Annotated in this window: 17 protein-coding genes and 1 tRNA gene; all 18 read left to right on the top strand. The window is 46.4% G+C overall.

Annotated features, from left to right (window positions below; genetic code table 11):
• The first annotated feature begins 7 nt into the window (after nt 1-7).
• A complete protein-coding gene (locus BUC50_RS05320; protein WP_213700295.1) occupies nt 8-1,843 on the top strand; it encodes a TIGR03960 family B12-binding radical SAM protein in 1,836 nt (611 codons plus the stop codon).
• Complete coding sequence (locus BUC50_RS05325) at nt 1,840-2,499, top strand: DUF2344 domain-containing protein (protein WP_013048011.1); 660 nt, start codon at nt 1,840-1,842, stop codon at nt 2,497-2,499. The genes BUC50_RS05320 and BUC50_RS05325 overlap by 4 nt, the downstream gene beginning before the upstream one ends.
• The gene (locus tag BUC50_RS05330) at nt 2,492-3,991 is read left to right on the top strand and encodes an Rne/Rng family ribonuclease (protein ID WP_013048012.1); all 1,500 of its coding nucleotides are present in this window, start codon (nt 2,492-2,494) and stop codon (nt 3,989-3,991) included. Before BUC50_RS05325 ends, BUC50_RS05330 begins: the two co-directional genes overlap by 8 nt.
• Nucleotides 3,966-7,385 (top strand): chromosome segregation protein SMC, encoded by a 3,420-nt coding sequence (smc, locus tag BUC50_RS05335; RefSeq protein ID WP_286677213.1) that lies wholly within the window; start codon nt 3,966-3,968, stop codon nt 7,383-7,385. The genes BUC50_RS05330 and smc overlap by 26 nt, the downstream gene beginning before the upstream one ends.
• Entirely contained in the window at nt 7,373-8,113 is a 741-nt protein-coding gene (locus tag BUC50_RS05340; protein ID WP_013048014.1) for a tRNA1(Val) (adenine(37)-N6)-methyltransferase, read from the top strand. Before smc ends, BUC50_RS05340 begins: the two co-directional genes overlap by 13 nt.
• A 4-nt stretch (nt 8,114-8,117) precedes the next feature.
• On the top strand, nt 8,118-8,948 hold the full coding sequence (rsmI, locus tag BUC50_RS05345; protein WP_273015669.1) for a 16S rRNA (cytidine(1402)-2'-O)-methyltransferase: 831 nt from the start codon (nt 8,118-8,120) through the stop codon (nt 8,946-8,948).
• A 21-nt stretch (nt 8,949-8,969) separates the two neighbouring features.
• On the top strand, nt 8,970-10,901 hold the full coding sequence (gene metG / locus BUC50_RS05350; protein ID WP_273015668.1) for a methionine--tRNA ligase: 1,932 nt from the start codon (nt 8,970-8,972) through the stop codon (nt 10,899-10,901).
• A gap of 70 nt (nt 10,902-10,971) precedes the next feature.
• Nucleotides 10,972-11,766: a TatD family hydrolase gene (locus BUC50_RS05355; RefSeq protein WP_286677214.1), complete on the top strand. Its 795-nt coding sequence runs from the start codon at nt 10,972-10,974 to the stop codon at nt 11,764-11,766.
• A complete protein-coding gene (gene tgt / locus BUC50_RS05360) occupies nt 11,766-12,902 on the top strand; it encodes a tRNA guanosine(34) transglycosylase Tgt (protein WP_213700910.1) in 1,137 nt (378 codons plus the stop codon). The genes BUC50_RS05355 and tgt overlap by 1 nt, the downstream gene beginning before the upstream one ends.
• Nucleotides 12,883-13,863, top strand: coding sequence for an L-threonylcarbamoyladenylate synthase (locus BUC50_RS05365; protein ID WP_273015634.1), 981 nt, complete (start codon nt 12,883-12,885; stop codon nt 13,861-13,863). Before tgt ends, BUC50_RS05365 begins: the two co-directional genes overlap by 20 nt.
• A 55-nt stretch (nt 13,864-13,918) precedes the next feature.
• A tRNA-Leu gene (locus BUC50_RS05370) sits at nt 13,919-14,005 on the top strand.
• A gap of 146 nt (nt 14,006-14,151) precedes the next feature.
• Nucleotides 14,152-17,772 carry a DNA-directed RNA polymerase subunit beta gene (gene rpoB / locus BUC50_RS05375; RefSeq protein ID WP_286677215.1) on the top strand — a complete coding sequence of 1,207 codons (3,621 nt, stop codon included), beginning with the start codon at nt 14,152-14,154 and terminating at the stop codon, nt 17,770-17,772.
• Nucleotides 17,773-22,797, top strand: coding sequence for a DNA-directed RNA polymerase subunit beta' (gene rpoC, locus BUC50_RS05380; protein ID WP_273015165.1), 5,025 nt, complete (start codon nt 17,773-17,775; stop codon nt 22,795-22,797).
• Nucleotides 22,798-22,925: 128 nt separating this feature from the next.
• Nucleotides 22,926-23,204, top strand: a complete 279-nt coding sequence (locus BUC50_RS05385) for a L7Ae/L30e/S12e/Gadd45 family ribosomal protein (protein WP_213700906.1) — start codon at nt 22,926-22,928, stop codon at nt 23,202-23,204.
• A gap of 21 nt (nt 23,205-23,225) precedes the next feature.
• Nucleotides 23,226-23,597 (top strand): 30S ribosomal protein S12, encoded by a 372-nt coding sequence (rpsL, locus tag BUC50_RS05390; protein WP_013048023.1) that lies wholly within the window; start codon nt 23,226-23,228, stop codon nt 23,595-23,597.
• 29 nt (nt 23,598-23,626) lie between these two features.
• A complete protein-coding gene (rpsG, locus tag BUC50_RS05395; RefSeq protein WP_013048024.1) occupies nt 23,627-24,097 on the top strand; it encodes a 30S ribosomal protein S7 in 471 nt (156 codons plus the stop codon).
• Between the two features lie 67 nt (nt 24,098-24,164).
• Nucleotides 24,165-26,213, top strand: a complete 2,049-nt coding sequence (fusA, locus tag BUC50_RS05400) for an elongation factor G (RefSeq protein ID WP_041459518.1) — start codon at nt 24,165-24,167, stop codon at nt 26,211-26,213.
• Nucleotides 26,214-26,244: 31 nt separating this feature from the next.
• On the top strand, nt 26,245-26,339 hold a 95-nt coding region (locus tag BUC50_RS05405), incomplete at its 3' end, for a GTP-binding protein (protein ID WP_273312201.1).

Consider the following 26,339-nt stretch of genomic DNA (forward strand, 5'->3'; position numbering starts at 1 on the left):
GATTTGTATGGAGATCCCGGATTTTGATGATGGCTTGTGGCCGTTATTAGCCCAAGTTGCCCACCCGTCGCGCTATGCGGGGTGTGAATGGGGGCCTGTGAAGCCTAAAGAATCAGGTCAATCCCTGGTTAGGTTTTGTTTGGCTTTTCCCGATGTATATGAAATAGGCATGAGTTATGTTGGTTTTCAGATTTTGTATAATCTTCTTAAGCGTCTACCAAAATCCGATGTTGAGCGGGCCTATTGTCCATGGATAGACATGGAGGAGTTGCTGAGGAAAAACGAACTCTATCTTGGTTCCATTGAAACAGGGCGCCCCCTCTCTTCTTTTGATGGGGTCGGGTTTACCCTTCAATATGAATTGAGTTTTACCAATATACTCACCATGCTTGATCTAGGCGGGATTCCCTTATATGGAGAAGAAAGGATTGAGAGTGACCCCATTGTCTTTGCTGGAGGGCCAGGGGCGCTAACGCCAGAGCCTGTAGCCCCATTTATTGATGTTTTCTGTCTTGGAGAAGGTGAAGTCTTACTTCCTCAGATTGTTGACATTCTGTATGAAACAAAAGGTTTATCAAGAAAAGAACGTCTCAATTCCCTTGCTGGAATTGAAGGAATATATATCCCCTCCCTCGTAGATGTGAAATATGGAGAGGGGGGAGCTGTGTTCTTTTCCAGCTCAAGATTGCCTGTGCGTCGACAGCTAGTGCAGGATTTCAAAGATGCTTTTTATCCGGACAACCTTATTGTGCCGTCTGCTAGTGTAGTTCACGACAGAGTCCCAGTTGAAATTTTCAGGGGCTGTACGCGAGGGTGCCGTTTTTGCCAGGCAGGCATAATATATCGTCCTGTACGAGAACGTGGACTTGAGGAAACAAGTAAAATAGTGCGGGAATTAGTCCTCTCGTCTGGATGGGAAGAAGTGGGGCTGGTCTCTTTGGCTTCATGCGATTATTCAGGTCTAACACCGTTGCTGAATGATCTAACTCCCTTTCTTGATGAAAAAGGAGTCAAGTTAAGTCTGCCAAGTTTAAGGATGGATTCTTTTTCTATAGATTTAGCAGCAAGCCTCCAAGCCATGCGTAGAGGAGGTTTGACCTTTGCCCCCGAAGCGGGAACGCAACGGCTCAGAAATGTAATTAATAAAGGAGTAACAGAGGAAGACATAAAAATTTCACTGGAAACCGCTTTTAAACATGGATGGGATCGTGTGAAGCTCTATTTTATGATGGGTCTCCCTACTGAAACTGAGGAAGATCTTCAGGGCATAATCGATATAGCCCTTCAAACATTGACCCTCGGCAAAGCCTATAAGCGTAAGGTCAACGTTGCTGTTTCCGTTGCTGGTTTTGTTCCTAAAGGCCATACCCCCTTTCAATGGGAACCTCAAAATACCGTGGAAGAACTTCGTGAAAAGGGACAGTTCCTTAAAAGGCAGATATATAACCGCAGGATTTCTTTAAAGTATCATGATCCGGAGCAAACTTTCCTTGAAGGTATTTTTGCTCGTGGCGACCGGCGTCTGGCTAAAGCCATTGAGAGTGCCTGGAGAAAGGGAGCCCGATTCGATGGATGGAGTGAAACCTTTTCTTTGCAACGCTGGCTTGATGCTTTTGATGAGACCGGTATAGATCCGCTTTTTTATACATCTCGAAGTAGATCAAAAGAAGAAGGCTTCCCATGGGATCATATTGATACAGGAGTTTCTCGTGCTTTCTTGTGGAAGGAAAAGGAGAAGGCATTTAAAGGGGAACTAACACCAGATTGTCGATGGAACAGTTGTCATGGTTGCGGTTGGCAGAATAGTGGTTGTCAATGGTCAAAGGGGGAATGCTCATTATGATCCGCGTAAGGATAACCTATTCAAAGCGCGGACGTGGATGCTTTATTCCCCACGTCGTGATTCCTCAGCTTATTTACAGATCTGGACGAAGAGCGGGTCTTGTCTTTGCTTTGTCTGAGGGCTTCACGCCCCGGCCTCGAGTCAGCTTAGGACCGGAACTTCCAGTTGGAGTCGTCGCTTTTGCGGAACCGGCTGATATCTGGATCGAAAAATGGGATGAAGGGACTTTAGATCGATGGAACAACGTAATTCCAGAAGCTTTTACTATTACAGGTGGGGAAGTGTATGAAGGCCCTTCTCTCAGTAAAAGCTGTGATGCGTCTGGCTATTTACTAGGGTTTCGTTCCCCCATATATTTCGAAAAACTGGCCCATGACCTGGAACAGGGGATTTTCTTGCAGGAGAAACATGTCTTTAGCGCAGTAGAAGGCACTTTTATTAAGCTGATTCTCAAAACGCCTTTTGCCTTCGGCCCGGGAACTTTAGTGAAAAAATTAGTAGAAGCTGGGTACACCAAGGGATGGTCTGATGTGAAAATTGTTAGAACATCGGTAGGATGCTGGAACGGATCAGAAGTGGAACCAGTAGTTACACAGCGGGTACTTCCCCGTTTGCCTCGGAATTTTAAAACTGAGGGGATGTTACGCCATGACTGATCGTAAAATCATAGCCAACACTTTAGATCCTGAAGAGATGCGAGTTGCAATATTGGAAAAAGGAAAACTTGTAGATATCTTTGTTGAGCGAATGTGGGAGCGTCAAAAGACAGGAGAAATCTATAAAGCCAGGGTGGATAGTGTTTTGCCTGGCATCCACGCCGCTTTTGTAAATTTGGGGGACGGCAGGAATGCCTTTTTATATTTAAATGATGCGAAGGGTATAAACCTGAAGCCGAACGTGGAAGTGGTAGTGCAGGTTGTGAAGGCAGCCAGAAAAAATAAAGGCGCCAGAGTAACTTCGAGAATTTCTTTGCCGGGGCGCTACCTAGTTCTTGTCCCTGATGGACAGGAAACAGGTGTTTCTAAAAGAATAATAGACGAGGAAGAACGTAAGCGACTCCGTTTCCTGGCTAAAAAACTGCGTGATGAAGGGGAGGGTTACGGTGTGATCATTCGCACCGCTGCTGAAGGGGTTGACGAAGAAACCCTTACCCATGATCTTCACACTCTTGTAGACCTATGGAGAGAGATACGCCATGATGCCCAGATACAGGCAGCTCCATGCCTCATTTATAGGGATATTGGGCTTGTAGGAAGGGTTCTCAGGGACGAGCTCACTGGCGATGTAAGTGAAATAGTTATAGACAGCGAAGAAGAGTGTCATAAAGTCAAGGATTATCTTAATCGCATACTTGAGGGGCAGGAACCTGAAGTGAGCTTATATGAAGGAAGCTCGCCCATCTTTGATTTTTATGGCATAGAGAGGGAGCTTGAAACTGCCCTTGATCGCAAGGTATGGCTGCGTTCAGGAGCCTATCTTATTATTGATCATACAGAGGCCCTTACTGTTATTGATGTGAATACAGGTAAGTATGTGGGAGATACGGATCTGCGCCATACTGTCCTTGACACTAATCTCGAGGCAGCGGATGAAATAGCACGTCAACTAAGGCTGAGGGCTATTGGCGGAATTGTCGTCATTGACTTTATCGACATGGAGTATGAAGAAGACAGACAAAAACTTCTTCAACGCCTGGATGAAGTGTTTCAAAAAGATCGGTATCGTGCAAGGATATTTGGCGTTTCCCAATTAGGTCTAGTTGAGATTACAAGAAAAAGGGCGAGACCTGATGTACGTTCGGTCATGACCCGTGGATGTCCATTTTGCGGGGGCTATGGATGGGTTTTGAAGGAAGATAGCGTGGCCATGCATATTAAGCGTTTTTTGAGAAAAGTTTCTCTTTCTAACAAAGCAGATGCCATGCTCCTTGAAACCCACTCTGTTATTGCTCAATATATAGCGGACACTTACCTTGCCGTTTGGGAAGAAGAGTTGCAAAGACGAATCTTTATAGCGGCAGCGCCTGAATTTGCGTGGAATAAGTACCGTCTCGATATGCAGGGGCCCATCGACGTAGTAGAACGTCGTATTGAGCAAATGGAGCAATGGGAGGCACAGATTCGTGTTTATCGAACGGCTTCGTCTTAAAGGATTTAAAAGTTTCGGCGGAAGCCACGAACTGACCTTTTCTCCCGGCTTTACAGCGATAGTAGGGCCTAACGGCAGTGGGAAAAGCAACATCCTTGATGGATTGCGCTGGGTACTCGGAGAAGGGAGCCCAAACTGTCTGAGAATAACGAGGCAGAGTGATCTTCTGTTTCAGGGAAGCATCAGTCTCCCTACTGCTACTGAAACGGAAGTATCCCTTTGCATCCGGGAAGACCCCAAGATATGCACTATAAAAAGAGAGTTTTCTCCTGAAACAGGAACATCTCTTTTTGTAGATGGGATGAGGATCCGTCTGCAGGATTTAGATGACGTAAAGCGGCAATGGCATATGGAAGGTGAGCAGTTTGCTTTCATAGGCCAGGGAGAAGTGGCAGAAGCCATCCATCATCGTCCTCAACAGCGAAGGTCTATCCTCGAGGCTCTTTTTGGCATAGACCAATACAGAAAAAAGAGAGAGGATGCGAACCAGAAACTTAAGTTTGCATCGGAAGAGCTTGCACGCCTGGAAACGCTTGTTTCGGAATTGACATCCCGTCGTGATGAAATAGCTGCCATGGTTACCATTGCTGAAAAGGCTCGCCGTTTACTCGATGAACTTGACGAGAAGAGGCGAGGCTACTATTTTTCACGCAGAGCTTTTTTAGAAAGGGAGCTTTATTCTTTTCAGAGTCGCATTCATGCTCTGGAAAGGCGAAAAAATAGGGCGGCAGAGTGGGAAACCATTTGGAAAGAAGGACTTTCTTTTTATCAGTCTCTTTTTAATTCCTATGAACAGCAGAAAAAAGTGCACGAAGAAAGAACAGAGAGTCTTGGATTCCAAAGAGAAACATTGAGACGTCAGTGTTTTGCCACTGCCCTTACTGTAAAATCTGCTCGCGAACGGCTCATTGCTCAGAAAGAGGAAAAAAGGCATGTGGAAGAAGTTTTGTCCAAAGTTGATGAAGAAGCGACTTTGGCAAGGGGGACGAGCTATTCTTTGACTCAGAATCTTCATAAGAAAAAAGAAGAAGTATCTGCCCTATGGCAAAAACTTTCTAACCTTCGCTCTTCCCTTCGAGCAGAGCGGCAGCGGCGACAGGAATACGGCAATGAATATGCTCGCGTAGAGGGTGAGTGCGTCAAAATCCTTTCTCGCTTACAGGCTCGTAGCGAGGCCCTTGATAAAAACGAAAAAGAACTGGAAGAAGCAAAAAACAAAGTGTTTGTTGCGGAGAAAGAGACAGAAACTTATAAAAAGGAATTTGAGTATACCCATCTAAGTTATAAAAAAATAATAGAGCGTCATGGAGAAATCTATGTCCAATGTCAGCGGCTAGCAACATCTCTTTCTCAGTTAAAAAAGAATGTGGATGTTTTGGAAAACCAGCTTGAAACGGTTCTTGAAAATACGGAACAGCGTCTTTATCCAGAACCTGTACGGGTTATTCTGGCGGCACAAAAATTAGGGAAGTTGCCTATCCAGATCAAGCTTGCTGCAGAAGCTTTTAAATGTGAGGAAAAGCTTGCAGCCCCACTGGAAGCTTACCTCGGAGGGCGGCAGTTCTGGCTTTTCGTTAAATCCCTTGAAGAGGCTCAGCTAGGGATAGAGCTTGTTAAACAGAAGAGGGCAGGCCGTATAACATTTCTTCCCCTGGAGCAATGTCACCCAAGGAATCCTGACTATGGTTTCCCCTTGCCGTGTCAGGGGACAGTAGGGTGGGCTACAGACCTTATTGCTTCAGAACAGCTATGGAGTCCAGCAGTGAACCACCTGCTGGGAGATCTTCTCATTGTTGAAGAGTATGATGTAGGAATGAACCTTGCCAGAGCAGGTGCTTCATTCCCAATCGTTACACTCCAGGGCGATGTGTTTACAGTAGGTGGCAGCGTCAGCGGAGGAAAATTTAGAAAAACGGGTGGTGCTATAGAAAGACGCCTTCAGATAGAAGATCTTGAAAAAAATCTCAAAGATAAGAGAGGAAGCCTTGAAAGAGTTGTCTCGCTATTACAAGAAGCTGAGGAGCTAGAGTGTGTTATAGCGAAAGAAAGAGCTTTTTGGAAAGAGAAGGAACAAGAGGCGGAAAAAAAACTTTTATCTCATTCCATACGTTTTGAGCGGCAGCGAGAAGAGATAGTGCGACTGGAAAAAGAACGATCCTTTTTCCTTAATGATGTTGAAGACAGCGGAAAGTTGCTGAAAAGAACTCAGCATAGTTTAAAAGAGCTGGAGGAAGCAATAGCCTCTTTTGGGGATTTCCCAGACGAGACAGAACTTGAGCGAGAACTGGCCTCTGCAAAGGGAGAAGAAGCTGTGCTTTGTGAAAAAGTAAAATCTGGAGAGGTGTTGATCAACCGAATCGAGTCAGAGGCAGCTCAACTCACAGAAAGACTGCGCAGTCTTTCTGGGGAGCTGGAAAATACGGAATTGAGCCTGGATGAAGGGCTTGACCGACTTAGAGAGCTGGGAGTCCAGTCCTATGAATTGTGGGAAAATATAAAAGAAATTGATTCAGAGAGGGCAAGGCTGAGTGCTGAGACAGAGAGTCTTGTTGAAAGAACATCCCTTCTTCGTGAGCGTTGTGCACAAGCCCATGAAAGGGTACAGATAGAGGAAGAAAAGGTTAAAGATAGTCAACGCCAGGTCGATTCCGCCCGTCTGGAACTCAATCAGATCATTTCTCTTTGGGAAGATGCCTATCATTATCCAGGAACGGAAAATATTTCCCTGGAAGAATATGAGGAAGAAAGTTTGGCCCATGTACGACGCCTTGAGAAAAAAGTTAGGGAACTTGGGGATTATGATCTGGGGGTTCTTTCGGAAAATGAATCTTTGAAAAATCGCCTTGCCTTTCTGACAGTCCAGATAGAGGACGTCCATGGGGGCATAGGTGAACTTCAGTCACTGATACAGAGCACGGATGAGAGAGTAGGCTTATTATTTGGAGAAGCCTTAAAAAATACAGATGAAAGGTTCAATTCTCTCTTTCAGAGGCTTTTTGGTGGTGGTGAAGCACACCTAGAACTTGAAGAGGGACTTTCTCTCTGGGAGGCAGGGGTGGACATCTTTGCGAGGCCACCAGGGAAACGTCTGCAAAATCTTGCTCAGCTGTCGGGAGGGGAGCAATCTCTCACCGCTATTGCGTTACTTTTTGCAACTATGGAGGTAGCCGAAGTTCCTCTCGCTATTCTTGATGAAGTAGATGCTTCTCTTGATGAATATAACCTTTTGCGTTTTATCGACCTTGTAAGCGACTATGCTATGAATATGCAAATATTAGCTATGACCCATAGACGGAGCACCATGGAGCGGGCAGACGTTTTATATGGTGTAACAATGGACGAACCCGGATTGTCAAAAGTAATAGGAGTACATCTGGACGAATGGACGGAATAAAAGTTACGAAAGACAATGTCCTATATGGAGCGTTAACGGCCTGGCAACCGGTTGATGGGCCTCGCGTAACCGTGGATACTATCCTTCTGGCATCCTTTGTTAAGGCTCGTGGGAAGGATCGGATACTTGAGCTTGGCTGCGCTACTGGAGTCATATCTCTTTTGCTGGCTTTGCGTTTGCCGGAAGCGACAAAAATAGAAGGGATTGACATACAGGAAGATCTCGTCAACCTTGCAAAACGTAACGCCCAAGAAAATGGTCTTGATGCCAGGGTGTCTTTTTTTCTTAGCGATCTTCGCAATATAAAAGACCGATACGCCTCTCAATCTTTTGATGTAGTGGTTACCAATCCTCCCTACGACGAACCCCATCGAAGCAGGTGGACGGATTCTTTCAGTGACGCAACGGCCAGACAGGGGCTTTACTGTTCGTTAAAAGACGTAGTGAAGGCTGCTCACTTTGTTTTGAAGAATAAAGGACACCTTTTTATGATTTTCCGCGCACAAAGGGGAGCGGAACTTGTTGCTGCCCTTGTCAATGAGAATCTTGAGCCCAAGAGACTGCAAATGGTTCACCCCTATCCCGGGAAAAAAGCAACAGTGATCCTTGTTGAGGCTGTACGGTCTGCAGGAAAGGGAGTGGTCATAGAGTCTCCTCTTTATATCTATGATGGGGAAGGGAACTTTACTCCTGAACTTCTTGCGGCCTACGACCTGTCGAAGGAGTGACATTATGCCTCTTTTTGTAGTTCCTACGCCAATAGGGAATTTGGAAGATATAACGTTGAGAGCTATTAATGTGCTGAGGAAAGTTGACGTAATTGCTTGTGAAGATACTCGTAAGACAGCGATTCTTCTTCAGCGCTATCATATCCATGTCCCTACTGTTTCCTACTATGCCCATAACGAGCAAAGGCGTACAGAGCAACTTCTGGAACGGCTGAGAAGGGGAGAAAAAGTTGCCCTCGTTTCTGACGCTGGGACACCGGGGATTTCTGATCCTGGGAGTATACTTATCCAGGCGGCTATTTCTGAGGGCTTTGAAATTGATATTCTGCCAGGCGCTACGGCATTTGTTCCCGCTTTGATCCATTCTGGATTTGAAACTCATCCCTTTACCTTTTACGGTTTTCTTCCCGACAAGAAGGGGGAACGTAGGGAGACTCTTGAGAATTTGCAATTTCACCCTTTCCCGCTGATATTTTATCTGTCTCCCCATAAGGCTCAAAAACATATGGCTGATATACTTGAAATTTTAGGAAATAGACGTGCAGCTCTGGTGAGAGAGATCAGTAAAATATACCAGGAAGCCAGGCGGGCTAACCTTGGCGTCATTTTATCTCAGGTTGAAGCAGAGGGAGTACGTGGGGAACTCGTTCTTGTTGTGGATAAACCGCCTCAACAGGTACTTGATGATGATCAATGGAAAAAAGAAGCAGAACAGATGGTAACCAATGGCATTAGTCAAAAAGAAGTTGTAAAATTTATAATTCAACGTTATCCTGTAGCGAAAAATGCAGTCAAGGATTGGCTGATTCAGGTGAGACAGAAAATAGATCGATAAGATCGATAAGGAGGAACAATGATGTCTGAAAAAAGTTTTTATATTACAACGCCTATTTATTATGTCAATGACATCCCTCATATAGGACACGCCTACACGACAATAGCTGCAGATGTAATGGCTCGTTACCATCGCATGATGGGCGATAAGGTTTTCTTTTGTACGGGAACTGATGAGCATGGACAAAAGATACAGCAAAGCGCGGATGCTAAAGGAATGACAGCTAAAGAACTGGCAGATAGGACTATGGAAAATTTTCGCAAATTATGGGAAGTCCTTAACATCTCGAATGATGATTTTATCCGAACAACAGAAGAACGCCATGGCAAGGTAGTTCAGGGAATATTCAAAAAACTCATGGATCAGGGAGATATTTATAAAGGTACTTATGAAGGTTGGTACTGTATCCCTTGTGAAACTTACGTTCCTGAAAGCAGTATGAAAGAAGATAAGACTTGTCCTGACTGTGGACGGCCCCTTCAAAAGATGGAAGAAGAAAGCTATTTTTTCCGGGCTTCCAAATATAGTGACCAACTTCTTGACTATTACGAAAAAAATCTAAAGGCCATTATGCCCAGGAGCCGATATAATGAAATTGTGAGTTTTGTCCGTAGCGGACTGAGAGACCAGTCAGTATCACGAACAAGCATCAAATGGGGAATTCCAGTCCCTGGAGATGAAAAACACGTAGTGTACGTCTGGTTTGACGCATTGATTAACTATCTTACCGCCTGCGGCTACATGTCTGATTCAGAAAAACTCAACACATTCTGGCCAAGTGTCCATCATCTGGTAGGTAAGGATATTATCCGGTTTCACTGTGTGATTTGGCCCATAATGCTCATTGCCCTTGGGCTTAACCCGCCAGTGACAGTTTTTGCCCATGGGTGGTGGACTGTGGAAGGAGAAAAAATGTCAAAGTCAAAGGGTAACGTCGTTGATCCTTTTGAGATGGCGGACGTATATGGCGTCGACCCTTTTCGATACTTTGTGCTTAGGGAAGTACCCTTTGGATTGGATGGAGATTTTTCAGAGCAAGCTATGGTTTTGCGAATCAACTCTGATTTGGCCAACGATCTGGGGAACTTGCTCAACAGAACCCTTCAGATGGTAAAAAACTTCAGGGATGGCATTGTTCCTGCCCCGACAAACTTTGAAAACCTGGACAAGGAGATTGAAAACCTTCTTCAATCCACTTTCTCGCAGGTTGAAGAGAGCATGTCGTGTTTCGCTTACGAAGAAGCGTTGAAAACCATTTGGGCCCTTATTCGGAGAGGAAACAAATATATTGATGAAACCATGCCCTGGAAACTGGGAAAAGAAGGACCTCAGGAGCGTCTTGACACAGTCCTCTTTGTCTTAGCTGAAATGCTCCGTGGAACAGGACTTCTTATCGCTCCCTTCATGCCATTGACAGCGGAAAAGCTCTGGGGGCAACTAGGGCTTCCTGGAACGCCTGAAAAACATGGGATACCGGCCTTCTCTTTTGGCGGTTTCCCAGCAGGAACACAAACAATTAAAGGGGATGTCCTTTTTCCCCGCATCGATGTTGAGAACTGGAAGAAAGAAAGAGCTGAACGAGAGGCGCGAAAAGGGTCGATGCCTGACCCTGGAAATCACGAAGAACAAATAATGATTGAAGATTTTGCCAAAGTGGAGCTTAGGGTTGGACAAATTATTGCAGTTGAGGAAATTACAAAGGCAAAAAAACTCTATAAGTTGCACGTGGATCTTGGATACGAAAAGCGAACGATAGTTTCTGGAATAAAAGAGCATTTTTCTGTAGAGGAACTTCTAGGAAAGAGAATTGTTGTCGTCGTTAATCTCAAGCCGGTAAAACTTTGTGGCGTTGAAAGCAGAGGGATGCTTCTGGCCACTGGACCAGCTGATAAATCGACACTTGCCCTTCTTACCCCAGATAAAGATATTCCTTTGGGATCACGGGTGAGTTAGGAAAAGAAGCAGGGGATATTAATCGGGTTTCTCCTGGCTGGGAAACCCGATTTTTTTATAAAGAGGCAAGGTGTTTAAAGTGTCCTATTTTGTCGATACGCACTGTCATTTAAATTCGGAAGACTATAACGAAGATCTTGATGAAGTTATAGAAAGGGCGAAATCTCAAGGATTAGCTCGTATGCTTGTAGTGGCTGCGGATGTGCCTAATAGCCGTCAAGCGGTAGAACTTGCGGAAAAATACGCTTCATATGGTATTTATGCTACAGTAGGCGTTCATCCCCATGAGGCTTCTACTATAATAGATGGTATTCCTGAAGAATTGTTTCTTCTTGCCCAACATCCCAGAGTCCTGGCTATAGGAGAAAGTGGCCTTGACTATTATTATGACCATTCCCCTCGAGAGATTCAGAAACAATCTCTTCTGTGGCATATTGAACTTGCTGAAAAGGCCAAGAAACCCTTGGTTCTTCACATAAGAGATGCCTTCGATGATCTTTTTGATATTCTCAAGGAGAACGATAAAAGGCAGTATCATGGCGTCATTCATTGTTTTTCAGGTAATTCATCCCATGCAAAATGTGCTCTAGAACTGGGCTTCTATCTTTCATTTGCAGGTCTAGTTACCTATAAAAAGAATCAGGAGCTGAGAGATATAGTGGCTTCTATGCCTCTCAACAGGCTGTTATGTGAAACAGATGCCCCATGGCTGGCCCCCAAGCGTTATCGGGGGAAGCGGAATGAGCCGGCCTATGTGACAGAAGTGTATGATATGGTTGCTGATGTCAGGCTCACAGATAGAGAAGAACTCAAAGAAGCGCTCTGGAATAATGCCTGTTCGCTTTTCAGATGGGAGGAACTGTAATGTTTGAATTTCGTTTACAGGCACAATGTCCTGTAACGGGGGCTAGAGCTGGAGAATTCGTGACTCCTCATGGAGTTATAAAGACCCCCGTTTTTATGCCGGTGGGAACGCAGGCAACAGTGAAAGCAATGGCTCCCTTTGAACTAGAGGAAATAGGGGCCCAGATCATTCTTTCCAACACATACCATCTCTATCTGCGCCCTGGTGCCGATATAGTGGAGGAGGCTGGAGGACTCCACTCTTTTATGGATTGGCATCATCCCATTCTTACTGATAGCGGCGGATTTCAGGTCTTTTCTCTCGCTACCCTTAATCGAGTAACTGATGAGGGAGTCGAGTGTCAATCCCATATAGACGGAAGCCGCCACATGATGGATCCTGAATGGTCAATGGAAGTGCAACAGAAGCTGGGAAGCGATATCGCCATGTGCTTTGACCAGTGTCTTCACTATCCAACCACCAAAGAGGAAGCGGAAGCTGCTTTAGCCCGTACAACTCGGTGGGCCCGCCGATCTAAGAATGCTCATACAAGAGAGGACCAGGCATTGTTTGGCATCATTCAGGGGTCTGTATACGAAGATTTACGGAGGCGCTCGGCAGAAGACATTACATCTATTGGATTTCCAGGCTATGGAATTGGCGGTCTTTCTGTGGGGGAACCTCATCATATTATGTATGAAATGCTTGATGTGCTTCAACACGTCATGCCTTTTGATAAGCCTAGATATCTTATGGGAGTTGGCCATCCCTCCAATCTTGTGGAAGGTGTGGCCCGGGGGGTGGATATGTTTGACTGCGTGTTGCCAACAAGGAATGGAAGGACAGGTACTGTTTTTGTTTCTACAGGGAGGATAAACATTAAAAATCAGGTGTATGCTCGTGATTTTACCCCCCTTGATTCGTCTTGTGACTGTTATGTATGCCGCCATTTTACAAAAGCCTATATACGGCATCTTTATAAAGCGGGGGAGATTTTGGCTGCTCGTTTATGCAGCTGGCATAATCTTCATTTTCTTATTAAGCTCATGGAAGGTGTTAGAGAGTCTATTTTAAACGGAACTTTCCCTGCTTTCAGAAAGAATTTTATTGAGGTATTTCACGGAGAAGGTGACAGCGTTGAAAACGAAAGTCTATAAGGTCGAGTGCTGGAATCCTGAACCTCACATAATTGCTGAAGCTGCTTATGCAATACGATCAGGCAAATTGGTCGCATTTCCTACAGAAACTGTTTATGGCCTCGGAGCAAATGGCCTGGATGATGGGGCTGTGCGTAAAATTTTTGCTGCTAAAGGCCGTCCCGGTGACAATCCTCTTATCCTTCATTTTGCATCACCGGAAGATGTGGAACAGGTCGCTTACGTGAATGAAAGAGCCAAATTGCTTATGGACTCTTTTTGGCCAGGGCCTCTTACTCTTGTCCTCCCGGCAAAATCTGTAGTTCCAAACTCGGTTACTGCCGGATTGGGAACAGTAGCGGTTCGCATGCCTTCCCACCCTGTAGCGATGGCCCTTATTAAAGCTGCTGGTGTCCCTATAGCTGCTCCAAGTGCCAATAGAAGCGGGCGGCCTAGTCCAACGGAGGCTGCATCCGTGCTTGCTGACATTGGAGATGACGTAGATATAATTTTAGACGGCGGAGCCACTGATGTGGGGCTTGAATCCACAGTCATAGATGTAACTGGACCTTCTGTTGTGCTTCTACGAGCTGGCGGCATGCCAGTGGAGCGGTTGGAAGAAGTGATTGAAGAGGTGAAGCTGGTTCCGGATGAAGCTAAGAAAAAAAGGTCGCCAGGAACGCGGTATCGCCATTACGCTCCTTTAATCCCCCTATTATTATGGGAAAATGGCGTTTTGCGGCATAGTCCTTTCGTGATGGGGAAGAGGGTTGGCTATATAGGTATAAATGAGCCCCCGTTCCCCGTGGAGGAAAAAATTCTTTTTAAAACTCCTGAAAATTATGCCCAGGGTCTCTTTCTGGCTTTCCGCACCTTTGAAAAGAAAGGGGTAGAGGTTATAGTAGCAGAGTGGCCAAATAGTAAAGGGATAGGCCTCGCATTAAGAGACCGGCTAAGTAGGGCTGCGGGGGAAGAGCTTTAAAAAGAACTTGCCAAAGCGTTCAGGCCTTGCTACAATTACCGTCGTGATAAGAAAAGCCGGGGTGGCGGAATTGGTAGACGCGCTAGATTCAGGTTCTAGTGGGCGACAGCCTGTCGGGGTTCGAGTCCCCGCCTCGGCACCATACAATTTATACTTGCAAAATGTGCCTTATACAAAGTATAATAAGGGGCTGCGTTGTGTTGTTGACATAACGCGCCCTTTTTGTTATCTTTATTCTTCGTCAATAATAATTTCCCCCATATCTTTTACAGGGAGGTCATAACGCGCATGGCCGAGTTTGTTCCCGTGGGCAGAAAGCGGCAGAGGTTGACTTTCGGACGTGCCAGGGATCTTGTAGAAATTCCTGACATGATAGAAGTCCAGCGTAATTCCTATGATTGGTTTTATCAGAAGGATTGCGACCCGGACTCAAGGAAGTTGCAAGGGCTGGAAGAACTTCTTCATGAAGTTTTTCCTATAGAGAGTTATGATGGGGCGTTCGCCCTCGAGTTTGTCCATTTCTTTGTGGATAATCCCTCGGGGGACGAAGAGGAAGCCCGACAGAGGGACCTTACATGGTCTCAACCTATACGTGCTACCATTCGACTTGTCAATAGAAAAACCAAAGAAATCAAAGAAGAAGAAATTTTTCTTGGCGATTTTCCTATAATGACAGATAGGGGCACTTTTATTATCAATGGGACGGAACGAGTTGTAGTGAATCAACTTGCCCGTTCAGCCGGTGTGTATTTTCACAAGGAAGAGCAGATCCCTGGTCAGGAAGCCTATTCTGCAAAAATAATTCCTGACCGTGGAGCTTGGCTGGAGTTTAGCCTGAGCCCTGGAGATGTGCTTTCTGTAAATATCGATAACAGAAAAAAGCTCCCAGCAACAGTTTTATTGAAGGCATTTGGCGTGTCAAGCAACGAAGAGATCCTTGACATGTTTGGCGCCAAACCTATCGAAATTGATTTGACAGAAGAAGAAGTAAGGGGCCGCCTTGTGGCAGAATCTGTTGTTGACGATGAAGGCAACGAAATAGTTCCAAGAAACGGCAGGTTGACCAAAGATAATCTTGAAATTTTGTGGAGTAAGGGGCGGACGAAACTACATGTGTGGGATGTTGACCCAGCTATTGCGGCCACTTTAGAGAGAGACAACACAACGGGCAGTGATGATGCTGTCCTTGAAATGTTCCGGCGTCTTCGACCCAATGAGCCTGCGCGGGTTGAAAATGCCAGAGAATATGTTTATAGCCTTTTCTTTGATACCCGACGATACAATTTAGGGCGTGTGGGCTGCTATAAAATGAACAGGCGCCTTGGTATTCCTGTTCCAGAGAATATTACAGAACACAACAGGCTGCTTACTCTCGAAGATATTTGCAAGATTATTCAGGGAGTAATTGACCTTAGGAATCCAGAATCTGAAGGTGACGATATAGATCATCTGGGAAACCGTCGTGTCCGTTCTGTAGGAGAACTTCTACAGAACCAGATTCGTATTGGCTTGCTTCGAATGGAGCGAATAGCGAAAGAACGGATGACAACCATTCCTGACCTTGAGGCAGCTATGGCGAGGGACCTTATCAATGTCCGTCCTATCGCTGCGGCTATTCGCGAGTTTTTTGGTTCCGGGCAGCTCTCTCAATTTATGGATCAGACGAACCCCCTGGCGGAAGTAACGCACCGCCGGCGCCTCTCTGCTTTGGGCCCTGGAGGTCTCAGCCGTGAACGTGCGGGTTTTGAAGCCCGTGACGTCCATCATACCCACTATGGCCGTATTTGTCCTATTGAAACTCCGGAGGGGCCAAATATCGGGTTGGTCACGTCTCTTGCCACCTATTCAAGGGTAAATGAATATGGCTTTCTGATGACTCCTCGTCGTAAAGTAGAAAATGGAAGGGTTCTTAACGAAATTGTCTACCTTTCAGCAGATGAGGAAGACGATCTTTATATAGCCAGAGCTAATACCCCTATTGATGAGAATGGCTACCTGGAAAAAGAGTGCCATACAAGATATCGTGGTGACATAGAGTACATTCCCCGCGAAGAAGTGGATTATCTTGACGTCTCCCCTAAGCAGATAGTTTCTGTTTCTACTGCTTTGATCCCCTTCCTTGAGCACGATGACGCTAACCGTGCTCTTATGGGTTCAAACATGCAGCGTCAGGCCGTTCCTCTTATTCAGCCTGAGGCTCCTGTAGTCGGGACGGGAATTGAATATAGGATAGCGAAAGACTCCGGTTCATGTGTGGTTGCTACGGATGATGGAGAGGTCGTTTATGTTGATGCGGATCGCATAGAGATCAGGTCAAAGCGTGGTATTCGCGCTTATCCTCTCGTGAAATTTCGCCGTTCGAACCAGGGGACGATTATTCACCAGCGCCCCTCTGTTGAAAAAGGCGAATTAGTTAAAAAAGGAGACATAATTGCTGATGGGCAGTCTGTAGATGACGGAGAACTTGCTCTTGGGCGAAATGTTCTCGTAGCTTTTCTTCCCTGGGAAGGTTTTAACTACGAAGATGCGATCTTGCTTAGCGAACGTCTTGTAAAAGAAGATTTTTACACCTCAATACATATAGAAGAATATGAAATTGAAGCACGGGACACAAAACTTGGGCCAGAAGAGATTACCCGTGATATTCCCAATGTCGGTGAAGACATGCTTAAGAACCTCGACGAGGACGGCATTGTTAGGGTGGGAGCCGAGGTCAATGCCGGTGACATTCTGGTAGGAAAGGTTACCCCTAAGGGAGAGTCTGATCAGTCTCCTGAGGAAAAATTACTACGAGCCATATTCGGAGAAAAAGCGAGAGAAGTCAGGGACACATCCCTGAAGGTTCCTCATGGTGCCCGAGGAAAGATCGTGGCCGTAAAACGCATGACACGGGAGAACAATCCCGATGCCCTGAGTCCTGGCGTAAATGAAGTTGTGAAGATTTACGTGGCTCAGCTTAGAAAAATAACAGTAGGAGACAAGATGGCAGGACGCCATGGCAATAAGGGTGTTGTTTCGAAGATTCTCCCGGTGGAGGATATGCCTTATCTGCCAGATGGCACTCCCTGCGATATAGTACTTAACCCATTAGGTGTGCCGAGCCGTATGAACCTTGGACAGGTGCTTGAAACGATCATGGGCTTTGTAGCTGTCCATAATGGCTGGAAGGTTGCCACGCCAGTCTTTGAAGGCGCCCAGGAAAAAGAAATCTTTGAGAACCTCGCAGAGCTTCGTAAAGAAGATTACCCTGATTTGACGGCAGATGGCATGATAACTCTTTTCGATGGCAGAACAGGGGAACCCATGGAGAAAAAGGTCACAGTGGGATATATGTATATGCTTAAATTAATCCACCTTGTAGACGACAAAATTCATGCCCGCTCCATTGGCCCTTACAGTTTGATTACACAGCAGCCTCTCGGCGGAAAAGCACAGTTCGGAGGCCAGCGGTTTGGGGAAATGGAAGTCTGGGCCCTTGAAGGATATGGCGCAGCTCACATTCTTCAGGAGATGCTGACGGTGAAGTCTGATGATATCAGAGGACGCTTAAAAACCTATGAGAAAATAGTAAAAGGGCAAAACCTTGCTAAGCCTGGTGTACCTGAAAGTTTCCGAGTTCTTGTAAAAGAACTGCAGGGATTGGTTCTCGATGTTGAAATCAAATATAGCGACGGTACGGTAGGAGAACTCATTATGGACGAAGAAGATGAGGAAGGCGCAAGCCGGCGTAGAACTACGGAAGGGCTAGGCGTAAAAGAAAAGGAACAAGAGCAAAAGATAGAAGAAACAGAAGAAGTTCCAGAAGAAATGGAAATTGTTGTCGATGAAAAGGAGTTGGCAGCCGAGAACATGCTTTTTGAAGACGTGTTTGAGGAACGTAAAGATGACCCGGAGGGGGCTGAAGAATAGATGAGCCAGAGAGAAATAGTCGGAGTACGCATTAAGCTGGCCAGCCCGGAACGGATCAGGGAACTGTCCAGCGGTGAAGTTAAGAAGCCTGAAACCATAAATTACAGAACCCTTCGTCCAGAAAAGGACGGGCTTTTCTGTGAACGTATCTTTGGCCCAACAAAGAGTTACGAATGTGCCTGTGGCAAGTACAAGCGGAGCGGTCCGAAATTCAAGGGGGTTATTTGTGATCGTTGCGGTGTAGAGGTTACGGACAATCGTGTTCGGAGAGAGCGGATGGGGCACATCGAGCTGGCAGCGCCAGTGGTGCATATTTGGTACCTTAGGGGCATACCCAGCCGTTTAAGCCTTCTTCTCGGAACAAGCACAAAAGACCTTGAAAAGGTTGTGTATTTTGCGCCTACACGGAAACGAGAAGCGGCGTTCAAGGTTGTCATGGAAGGGCGCCGTCCAGATCTGGCACGACGTGGTGATGTTATAGCCGAGAGCGAAGTGCGGATCCACTCTCATTATGACTCAAAGATAAAAACTGAAGAAGCTTATAGGATCATTAGTGTAGACGAAATTCCCGTTAGCGAGGGGGATATCCTTACTGCCCAACAGGTCTCTCGATATAAGACAGAGTATGGTGATAGCCTTTTCAAGGTGGAACCGGCTTTTGAGTTTGTTTCAGATCCTGAAAATCTTGATTATAAATCTGGAGACGTTATTTCGGTATCGGAAGTGGAGCGCTTGCAAAAGCTGGATCTCCAGTTTGATGTCAAGCGAGCCATAGTCAATAATCAGGAAGCTTTCATTGTTACCGCGGCGGCGAAGCTGCCCTTTGTCAAGGGGGATGTTGTTTCCAAAACGGAATTTCAGATGTTTTATGAGAAATATCCTGGGAGGTTTATGGCCCAACCGGAAACCATAACCATAGAGGATCCTTGCTATATTGTCATAGAAAAAGGCGCCTCTCCCTTTAACTCCTCAGACATTATTATGGAGAGGGAACAGTATCTGTGCGCCGCCTACGATAAAAAATTCAGTGCGGGCATTGGAGCGGAGGGAGTACGGACCCTCTTGGAAAAAATGGATATGGATCTTCTCTGCGCAGCCCTTCGTGAGGAAGTATCGGAGAGTACCGGACAAAAGAAGAGAAAACTCATTAAACGGCTTCAGGTGGCGGAGGACTTCAGAAGAAGCTTCTCCAGCGTAGAGTCTATGGTGCTTGAAGTACTGCCGGTAATTCCACCGGATTTGCGCCCCATGGTCCAGCTCGATGGAGGACGTTTTGCCACGTCAGACCTAAACGACCTGTACCGACGGGTTATCAACCGTAACAATCGGCTTCGTAAACTGCAGGAGCTAAGGGCTCCCGAGATCATTATCCGCAATGAGAAGAGGATGTTGCAGGAGTCAGTGGACGCCCTCATAGATAATGGGCGTATGGGCAAGGCTGTCCTTGGTGCGGGGAATCGCCCCTTGAAGAGCTTAACGGATCTATTGAGAGGAAAAAAGGGACGGTTCCGTCAGAACCTGCTGGGTAAGCGTGTTGACTATTCCGGCCGTTCGGTTATCGTTATCGGTCCTCAACTGAAGATATATCAGTGTGGTTTGCCGAAGCAGATGGCTCTTGAACTTTTCAAACCCTTTGTTATTCGGCAACTCGTGGAGCGGGGGCTGGCTCCTAACGTGAAGAGCGCAAAGCGTCTTATAGAGCGTGGGCGGGAAGAGATCTGGGGCATTCTGGAAGAGATCATCAAAGATCATCCAGTTCTTCTGAACCGGGCTCCCACATTGCATAGATTAGGAATTCAGGCCTTTGAGCCTGTCTTAATGGAAGGGAAGGCCATCCGTCTCCACCCCCTCGTCTGCACTGCTTTCAATGCGGACTTTGACGGAGACCAAATGGCAGTTCACGTGCCATTGTCCCTTGAAGCCCAGGCAGAGGCCAGACTTCTCATGCTCTCTGCGAACAACCTGCTTTCTCCTGCAAGTGGAAGACCTATAGTGACACCAACGCAGGATATCATCCTTGGCGTCTATTATCTGACGGATGTGCGGGATGGGTTGATGGGCGAAGGCAATTATTTCTCAGGTATCGAGGATGTGCTTATAGCCCTTGATCATAAGGTTGTCCATTTAAACGCCCGTATCCGGCTAAAGAAGCAGCCGGAATGGAATATAGAAAGTGATGATGAGAAGTGGTTCGAAACATCTCCCGGCAGAGTGCTCTTCAATAGCATACTTCCTGAGAAACTGCGGTTTATCAATAAGCAGTTTGGAAAGAAGGCCATTGGTAAGCTTATTGATGATGCTTATGATGTCATCAGCCGAAGCGAGATCGTTCGGATTCTCGATGATATTAAAACTCTGGGGTATCATTGGTCCACAGTCAGTGGCATTAGTTTTGGAGTCCAATCGATCATTATTCCACCGGAGAAAGATGAGATAACGGCGGAAACGATTGATGATGATGAAGATTTGAAGTCAGAGTACGAAATGGGCATTCTGACCCAGGATGAATATCTTTACAGAAAAGAAATGCTCTGGTCAGAGGCTTCACGCAAGATTTCTGAGAATATCCTTGTCCATATGGAGCGTGATAACCCCATCCGAATGATGGTGGATTCAGGAGCGCGAGGAAGCAAGAGCCAGATGGGGCAGATGGCTGGTATCCGAGGATTGATGTCAGATCCGTCGGGTCGAATCATCGACTATCCCATTACAGCCAACTTCCGTGAAGGCATGAACATGTTGGAGTACTTCATTTCAACCCACGGAGCGCGAAAGGGTCTTGCGGATACAGCTCTTCGTACGGCGAAATCAGGATACCTCACAAGACGTCTTGTGGACGTAGCTCAGGATATTATTGTCACCCATCATGACTGTGGTACTGATAGGGGTGTGGAGATCCGGCCGCTTCTTCAGGATGGCAAGGTCATGATCTCTCTCGCCGAGCGCATTGCGGGGAGAACGGTGTTGTACGATCTCTACCATCCTGAAACAGGAGAGTTGCTCCTAGAGTCGGGAGAGCTGATAACGACGAGACTTGCTGAAACAATAGACAAGCTCGGGTTCTCTTCTGTCTGGGTTCGCAGTCCTTTGACCTGTACGCTAAAACAGGGTGTTTGCCAGAAGTGCTATGGCATGGACCTTGCTACTCGAACTGAGGTTGCTATTGGCGAATCAGTGGGCGTTGTAGCCGCCCAATCCATAGGAGAACCGGGGACCCAGCTTACTATGCGGACATTCCACACTGGTGGAGTTCGTATGACAGGGGAGGACATTACTCAGGGTCTTCCCAGGATTGAGCAGCTTTTTGAAGTTCGCCGACCAAAGAAGGTATCCTACCTTGCAGGAATAGACGGACGAGTTATTGAGATACGGGAAATGGAAGGTAAACGAAAGGTTATCATTGCCTCTGATGAGCCGGGAAAAGAAGAAAAAGTCAACTACAGCATCCCTTCATCACAACACCTGCTTGTGGAAGAGGGACAGCAGGTTGCTAAAAGCGATCGCCTTACGGAAGGTAATGTGGATCCCCAGCAGCTTCTTGAAGTGGAAGGCATAGAAGCGGTCCAGCGCAGCCTGGTTGACGAAATTCAGGGAGTTTATAGGTCTCAGGGCGTTTCTATCAATAATAAACACATAGAGGTTATCCTTCGAAAGGTGGCCCCTGTGAACAGGATTCGCGTCGTGGAAGAGGGGGATACTTCCTTTGTTGCCGGCGATTTGGTCTGGACAGATGAGATAGAGGATGAGAATAAGGCTATCCGGAGTGAAAATGAGAAGAACATCATGGAGGCCACTCGAATCTTCTCTGGCCGTGTCGTTAAGAGTATAGCGGCGAGCCGTTTGACAGATACCATATTGCAGTACCAGAATACGCCCTTGACGGAAGAGGCTATCCGCACCCTTCTGCGTCCAGGCTACCTTATCTCCCAGATGGTGTTGGAGGGGGATGAAGGTTCAGATCTCATTCTTGTCATTGGCGAGGCAGCTTTTAGAAAAAGAATGGAAGGTCTTGAGCTCATTGAGACCTTTAAGTCAGAAGACGGCAAGGAAATAGCAGCTGGGACTATTCTAACGCCAGGGCAGCTTGGGATTGTTACATCTGGCGATCCAGTTTCCATTTGTGTGAGGGATCATGAAGCCATAGAAAAACTTGTGGACAGTTCATACCTTGCAGAGGATATCGTAGTTGATAATGAAGTTATGGCGGAGAAGGATCACATCTTCACCCAGGCCATGGCAGCTATTTGTTTTGAACATAACATACAAGCAGTTAAGATCTGGCACTCGGTGGAGCGAATTTCCGTGCTCGATGCTCTTCAGGAACGCCTCATGAACAATATTTGGGGCCGTCACCTAACTCAGGCGATAGATGGGGAGGGCAATGGGCTGACAGATGTTTCCCAGATGGTGGACGCCCGTATTATACGGGGACTTGTTGATGATGAAATTTCAGCAGTGGACCTTGAAGGGGAAATTCTGACGCGGGAGAAAGCCCTTATCGAGCTGTTAAATGCTCTTGTCTATGGCAAGGTTCTTCTCGAGCCTGTCTTTGACGAAAAGGGACAAATACTTGTAGACAGCGGACAGGAGATCAATAAGGCAATGATCGATCTGCTTGTTCGTTCCCAAGCTGGAGAATTTGTTGTTCGTCCTCTTTCAGCCCGCCACGATGAGAAAACGCTGATCTGGGATGTTACTTTCGTGCGGAAACTTCGCGAGGGTCCAAAATGCAGGCCATTTGTCCATGGGATTACCAAGGCAGCTCTTGCAACTGAGAGCTTCCTAAGCGCGGCGTCTTTTCAGCAGACAGCTCAGGTTCTTGCTGGAGCGGCAGTAAAAGGTGAAATGGACCCGCTGCAGGGGTTGAAAGAAAATGTTATAATAGGACACTTAATTCCTGCTGGGACTGGAGTAGAATGGTTTAAGGATGTAGAAGTTCTTCGTGCTGGCAGAAGTGATAAGAGTGAAACAACTTCTGAAGAAGCGAATCTGCCAGATACTGAAGAAACAACGGAAAAACAATAGGACTTCTATTACTTGATTAATAAAACATTTTCTCTGGAGTAAAGAAGGGCCCGGTAATGTTTTTTCTTGACATGACTCCGGGCTCTTTGTTATTATTCCTTGGTGCTTTCTGCACTGGAGGGTTTATTATGCCTTTAAATGAGTTAGCCTCTCCGTTGCGAGTTGTTGGAGAAAGGGAGGTTCGGAGGGCTCTCCGAGCGAAGCGGTTAAAAAAATTGTTTGTAGCACGGGATGGGGAACTTGAAAGAATAAAAGATGTGATGTCAGAAGCTGAGAGACAGGGTATTTCTGTTGAATGGGCAGACGACAAGGTTAGGTTAGGACGAGCCTGTGCTATTAGTAGAAGCGCTTTAGTTGCTGGGATTACTGATGCCACTTCCTTTTCGGAGGGTGTCGGTAGTAAATAAAATCTGGAAGGAGGGAGTTTCGTGCCAACTATAAATCAGCTTGTTCGTCTTGGACGTAAAGATAAAAGACAGAACAGCGACTCGCCAGCTCTGCAGGGTAATCCAGCGAGACGGGGAGTTTGTACCCGCGTATATACAGTAACGCCTAAGAAACCGAACTCTGCTTTGAGAAAGGTTGCTCGTGTGCGCCTTACGAATGGGATAGAGGTAACATCCTATATTCCGGGTATTGGGCATAACCTTCAGGAGCACTCCGTAGTTCTCGTTCGCGGAGGCCGAGTAAAGGACTTGCCAGGTGTGCGATATCATATCGTCCGAGGGACCCTTGACTGTGGTGGCGTTGAAAATCGAAAGAGAGGGCGCTCTAAGTACGGAGCAAGAAAGCCCAAGTAAGAAGTAGTACGTGAGGAGGGATTGTCACCATGCCGCGAAAGGGGCATGTTAAAAAGCGTCAGGGGTTGCCTGACAGCCGGTTTGGAAGCGTTGCGGTTTCAAAGTTTGTAAGCAGCCTAATGAAGGGCGGAAAAAGAAGTGTTGCCGAAAATGCCTTTTATCAGGCTCTTGAGATCGCTGGGGAGCGTTTGAATGCAGAGCCCTTCGAAGTGTTTCAGAAGGCAATGGAAAACGTAAAGCCACTAGTTGAGGTTCGCCCTCGTCGTGTTGGTGGTGCTACGTACCAGGTGCCTGTAGAGGTTCCCGCAGAGCGCGCTCAAGTTCTGGCTATCCGTTGGATCATTTCGTATGCCAGATCTAAAAAGGGGATGCCCATTGCAGAGCGTCTTGCAAGAGAACTTGCTGATGCTTATAAGGGTGAAGGTAGTTCCATTAAGAAACGTGAAGACACTCATAAAATGGCTGAAGCCAACCGTGCCTTTGCTCACTATCGTTGGTAATGGGTTACGTCCCTGTTTTATTTAATTTATAACTTGCTTGGTGGTGAAATACGTGCACAATATTGAAATGAAAAAAATAAGAAATATAGGTATTGCCGCCCATATAGATGCAGGCAAGACCACGACCACTGAGCGTATCCTGTTCTACACTGGACGTAACTACAAGATGGGAGAGACTCACGAGGGTTCTGCCACAATGGACTGGATGGAGCAGGAGCGTGAACGGGGGATAACTATTTCCTCCGCTGCTACTACGTGTATATGGCGTGATTGTTTTGTCAACATCATTGATACGCCCGGCCACGTGGACTTTACTGTCGAAGTTGAGCGCTCCATGCGTGTCCTCGATGGTGCAGTAGCTGTTTTTTGCGCCGTGGGGGGAGTGGAACCCCAGTCTGAAACAGTGTGGCGACAAGCCGATAAGTACCATGTCCCACGTATCGCCTTTGTTAATAAAATGGATCGTGTTGGCGCTGATTTTTATCAGGTTGTTAATGGGATTCGAACACGTCTTGGTGCCAGATCTGTACCTCTTCAGTTGCCTATCGGATCTGAAGATAGATTTTCAGGGATTGTTGATCTTATTCAGATGAAGGCAGTTTTCTTTCAAGACGATTTGGGGACAGCTCCCGTTGTTGGTGAAATACCTGGTGAGCTTATGGCTGATGTAAAGAAAGCTCGCGATCTGTTGATTGAGAACTTGGCTGATTTTGACGAATCCGTCATGGAAAGTTATCTCGAAGGGCAGGATGTGCCGGAAGAAACTCTTCGCAGGGCTATTCGTGAAAATACGATTCAGCAGCGCATAGTTCCCGTGTTATGTGGCAGTGCCTTTAAGAATAAGGGTATCCAGTTGCTGCTTGACGCTGTTGTCGATTATTTACCGAGCCCCTTGGATCTTCCCCCCATTATAGGTGTGGATCCAAAGACCGAAGAAACAGTGGAGCGTCATAGCGATATGAACGAACCCTTGACCGCTTTGGGATTCAAGATCATGGTCGATCCTTTTGTAGGACGTCTTGTTTATACGAGGATCTACTCTGGGAAGCTCGTTAAGGGATCTACAGTTTATAATCCAGTGACGAATACGCGAGAGCGGGTTGGTCGAATTCTTCGCATGCATGCTAACAAGAGAGAGGAACTTGATGAGGCAGGAGCTGGTATGATCGTAGCGTTACCAGGGTTGAAAGCTACGAGAACAGGGGACACATTATGTGATGAGTCCCATCCTGTTGTTCTCGAGTCATTGCAATTTCCTGACCCTGTTATTTCTCTTGCTGTAGAGCCTGCAACGAAGAATGACAAAATAAAGCTGACAAAGGGTCTTGTGGCCTTAGCTGAAGAGGATCCAACCTTTAAGGTAAGAACTGATGAAGAAACAGCCCAAACCATCATCTCTGGTATGGGTGAACTTCATTTAGAGATTATAGTTGACCGCCTTAAGAGAGAGTTTGGCGTTGATGTAAAAGTAGGACGTCCTCAGGTGTCTTATCGTGAGACTATCCGTAAATCGTCAAGAGCTGAGGGTCGTTTTGTCAGACAGTCAGGCGGACGTGGCCAGTATGGACACGTTGTTTTTGAAATGGCGCCCCTTGAAGATGGGAAAGGGTTTGCTTTTGAAGATAAAATTGTTGGCGGAGTGGTACCTAAAGAGTATATTGCAGCAGTTCAAAAAGGACTTGATGAAGCTGTCAACAATGGTATACTTGGCGGGTTCCCGGTGATAGGAGTAAAGGTTGCCCTTGTGGACGGCAGCTATCATGAAGTTGATAGCTCGGAAATGGCCTTTAAAATAGCTGCTTCTATGGGATTTAAAGAAGCAATGAAAAAGGCGGATCCTGTTCTTATGGAACCTATTATGTCTGTGGAGGTCGTAACGCCCGAAGACTACGTAGGCGATGTTATAGGGGATATTTCCTCTCGTCGTGGGCGGATCGAAGGTATGGAAACGAAAACTAATACTCGGGTCATACGTTCCTTTGTTCCTCTTTCAGAAATGTTTGGTTACGCTACAGATTTGAGGAGTAAGACATCAGGGCGTGCAACCTACTCAATGCAATTCGATCATTACGAACAGGTTCCGGCAGAAATAGCAGAAAAGATATTAAAGAGTTAATAAAGAGCCTTTCAGGGAGGGAGACTTAAAAATGGCAAAAGAGAAATTTGAAAGAGCGAAGCCCCATCTTAACGTGGGCACCATAGGACACATTGACCACGGTAAGACGACACTTACAGCAGCGAT

Source organism: Aminobacterium sp. EBM-42 (assembly GCF_001896635.1).
GTDB classification, from domain to species: domain Bacteria; phylum Synergistota; class Synergistia; order Synergistales; family Aminobacteriaceae; genus Aminobacterium; species Aminobacterium colombiense.

Excerpts from the sequence above, each read along its gene's own strand:
- BUC50_RS05320 (WP_213700295.1), top strand. The coding sequence starts at position 8 with ATGGAGATCCCGGATTTTGATGATGGCTTGTGGCCGTTATTAGCCCAA.
- BUC50_RS05325 (WP_013048011.1), top strand. The coding sequence starts at position 1,840 with ATGATCCGCGTAAGGATAACCTATTCAAAGCGCGGACGTGGATGCTTT.
- BUC50_RS05330 (WP_013048012.1), top strand. The coding sequence starts at position 2,492 with ATGACTGATCGTAAAATCATAGCCAACACTTTAGATCCTGAAGAGATG.
- BUC50_RS05340 (WP_013048014.1), top strand. The coding sequence starts at position 7,373 with ATGGACGGAATAAAAGTTACGAAAGACAATGTCCTATATGGAGCGTTA.
- rsmI (WP_273015669.1), top strand. The coding sequence starts at position 8,118 with ATGCCTCTTTTTGTAGTTCCTACGCCAATAGGGAATTTGGAAGATATA.
- metG (WP_273015668.1), top strand. The coding sequence starts at position 8,970 with ATGTCTGAAAAAAGTTTTTATATTACAACGCCTATTTATTATGTCAAT.
- tgt (WP_213700910.1), top strand. The coding sequence starts at position 11,766 with ATGTTTGAATTTCGTTTACAGGCACAATGTCCTGTAACGGGGGCTAGA.
- rpoB (WP_286677215.1), top strand. The coding sequence starts at position 14,152 with ATGGCCGAGTTTGTTCCCGTGGGCAGAAAGCGGCAGAGGTTGACTTTC.
- rpoC (WP_273015165.1), top strand. The coding sequence starts at position 17,773 with ATGAGCCAGAGAGAAATAGTCGGAGTACGCATTAAGCTGGCCAGCCCG.
- BUC50_RS05385 (WP_213700906.1), top strand. The coding sequence starts at position 22,926 with ATGCCTTTAAATGAGTTAGCCTCTCCGTTGCGAGTTGTTGGAGAAAGG.
- rpsG (WP_013048024.1), top strand. The coding sequence starts at position 23,627 with ATGCCGCGAAAGGGGCATGTTAAAAAGCGTCAGGGGTTGCCTGACAGC.
- fusA (WP_041459518.1), top strand. The coding sequence starts at position 24,165 with ATGAAAAAAATAAGAAATATAGGTATTGCCGCCCATATAGATGCAGGC.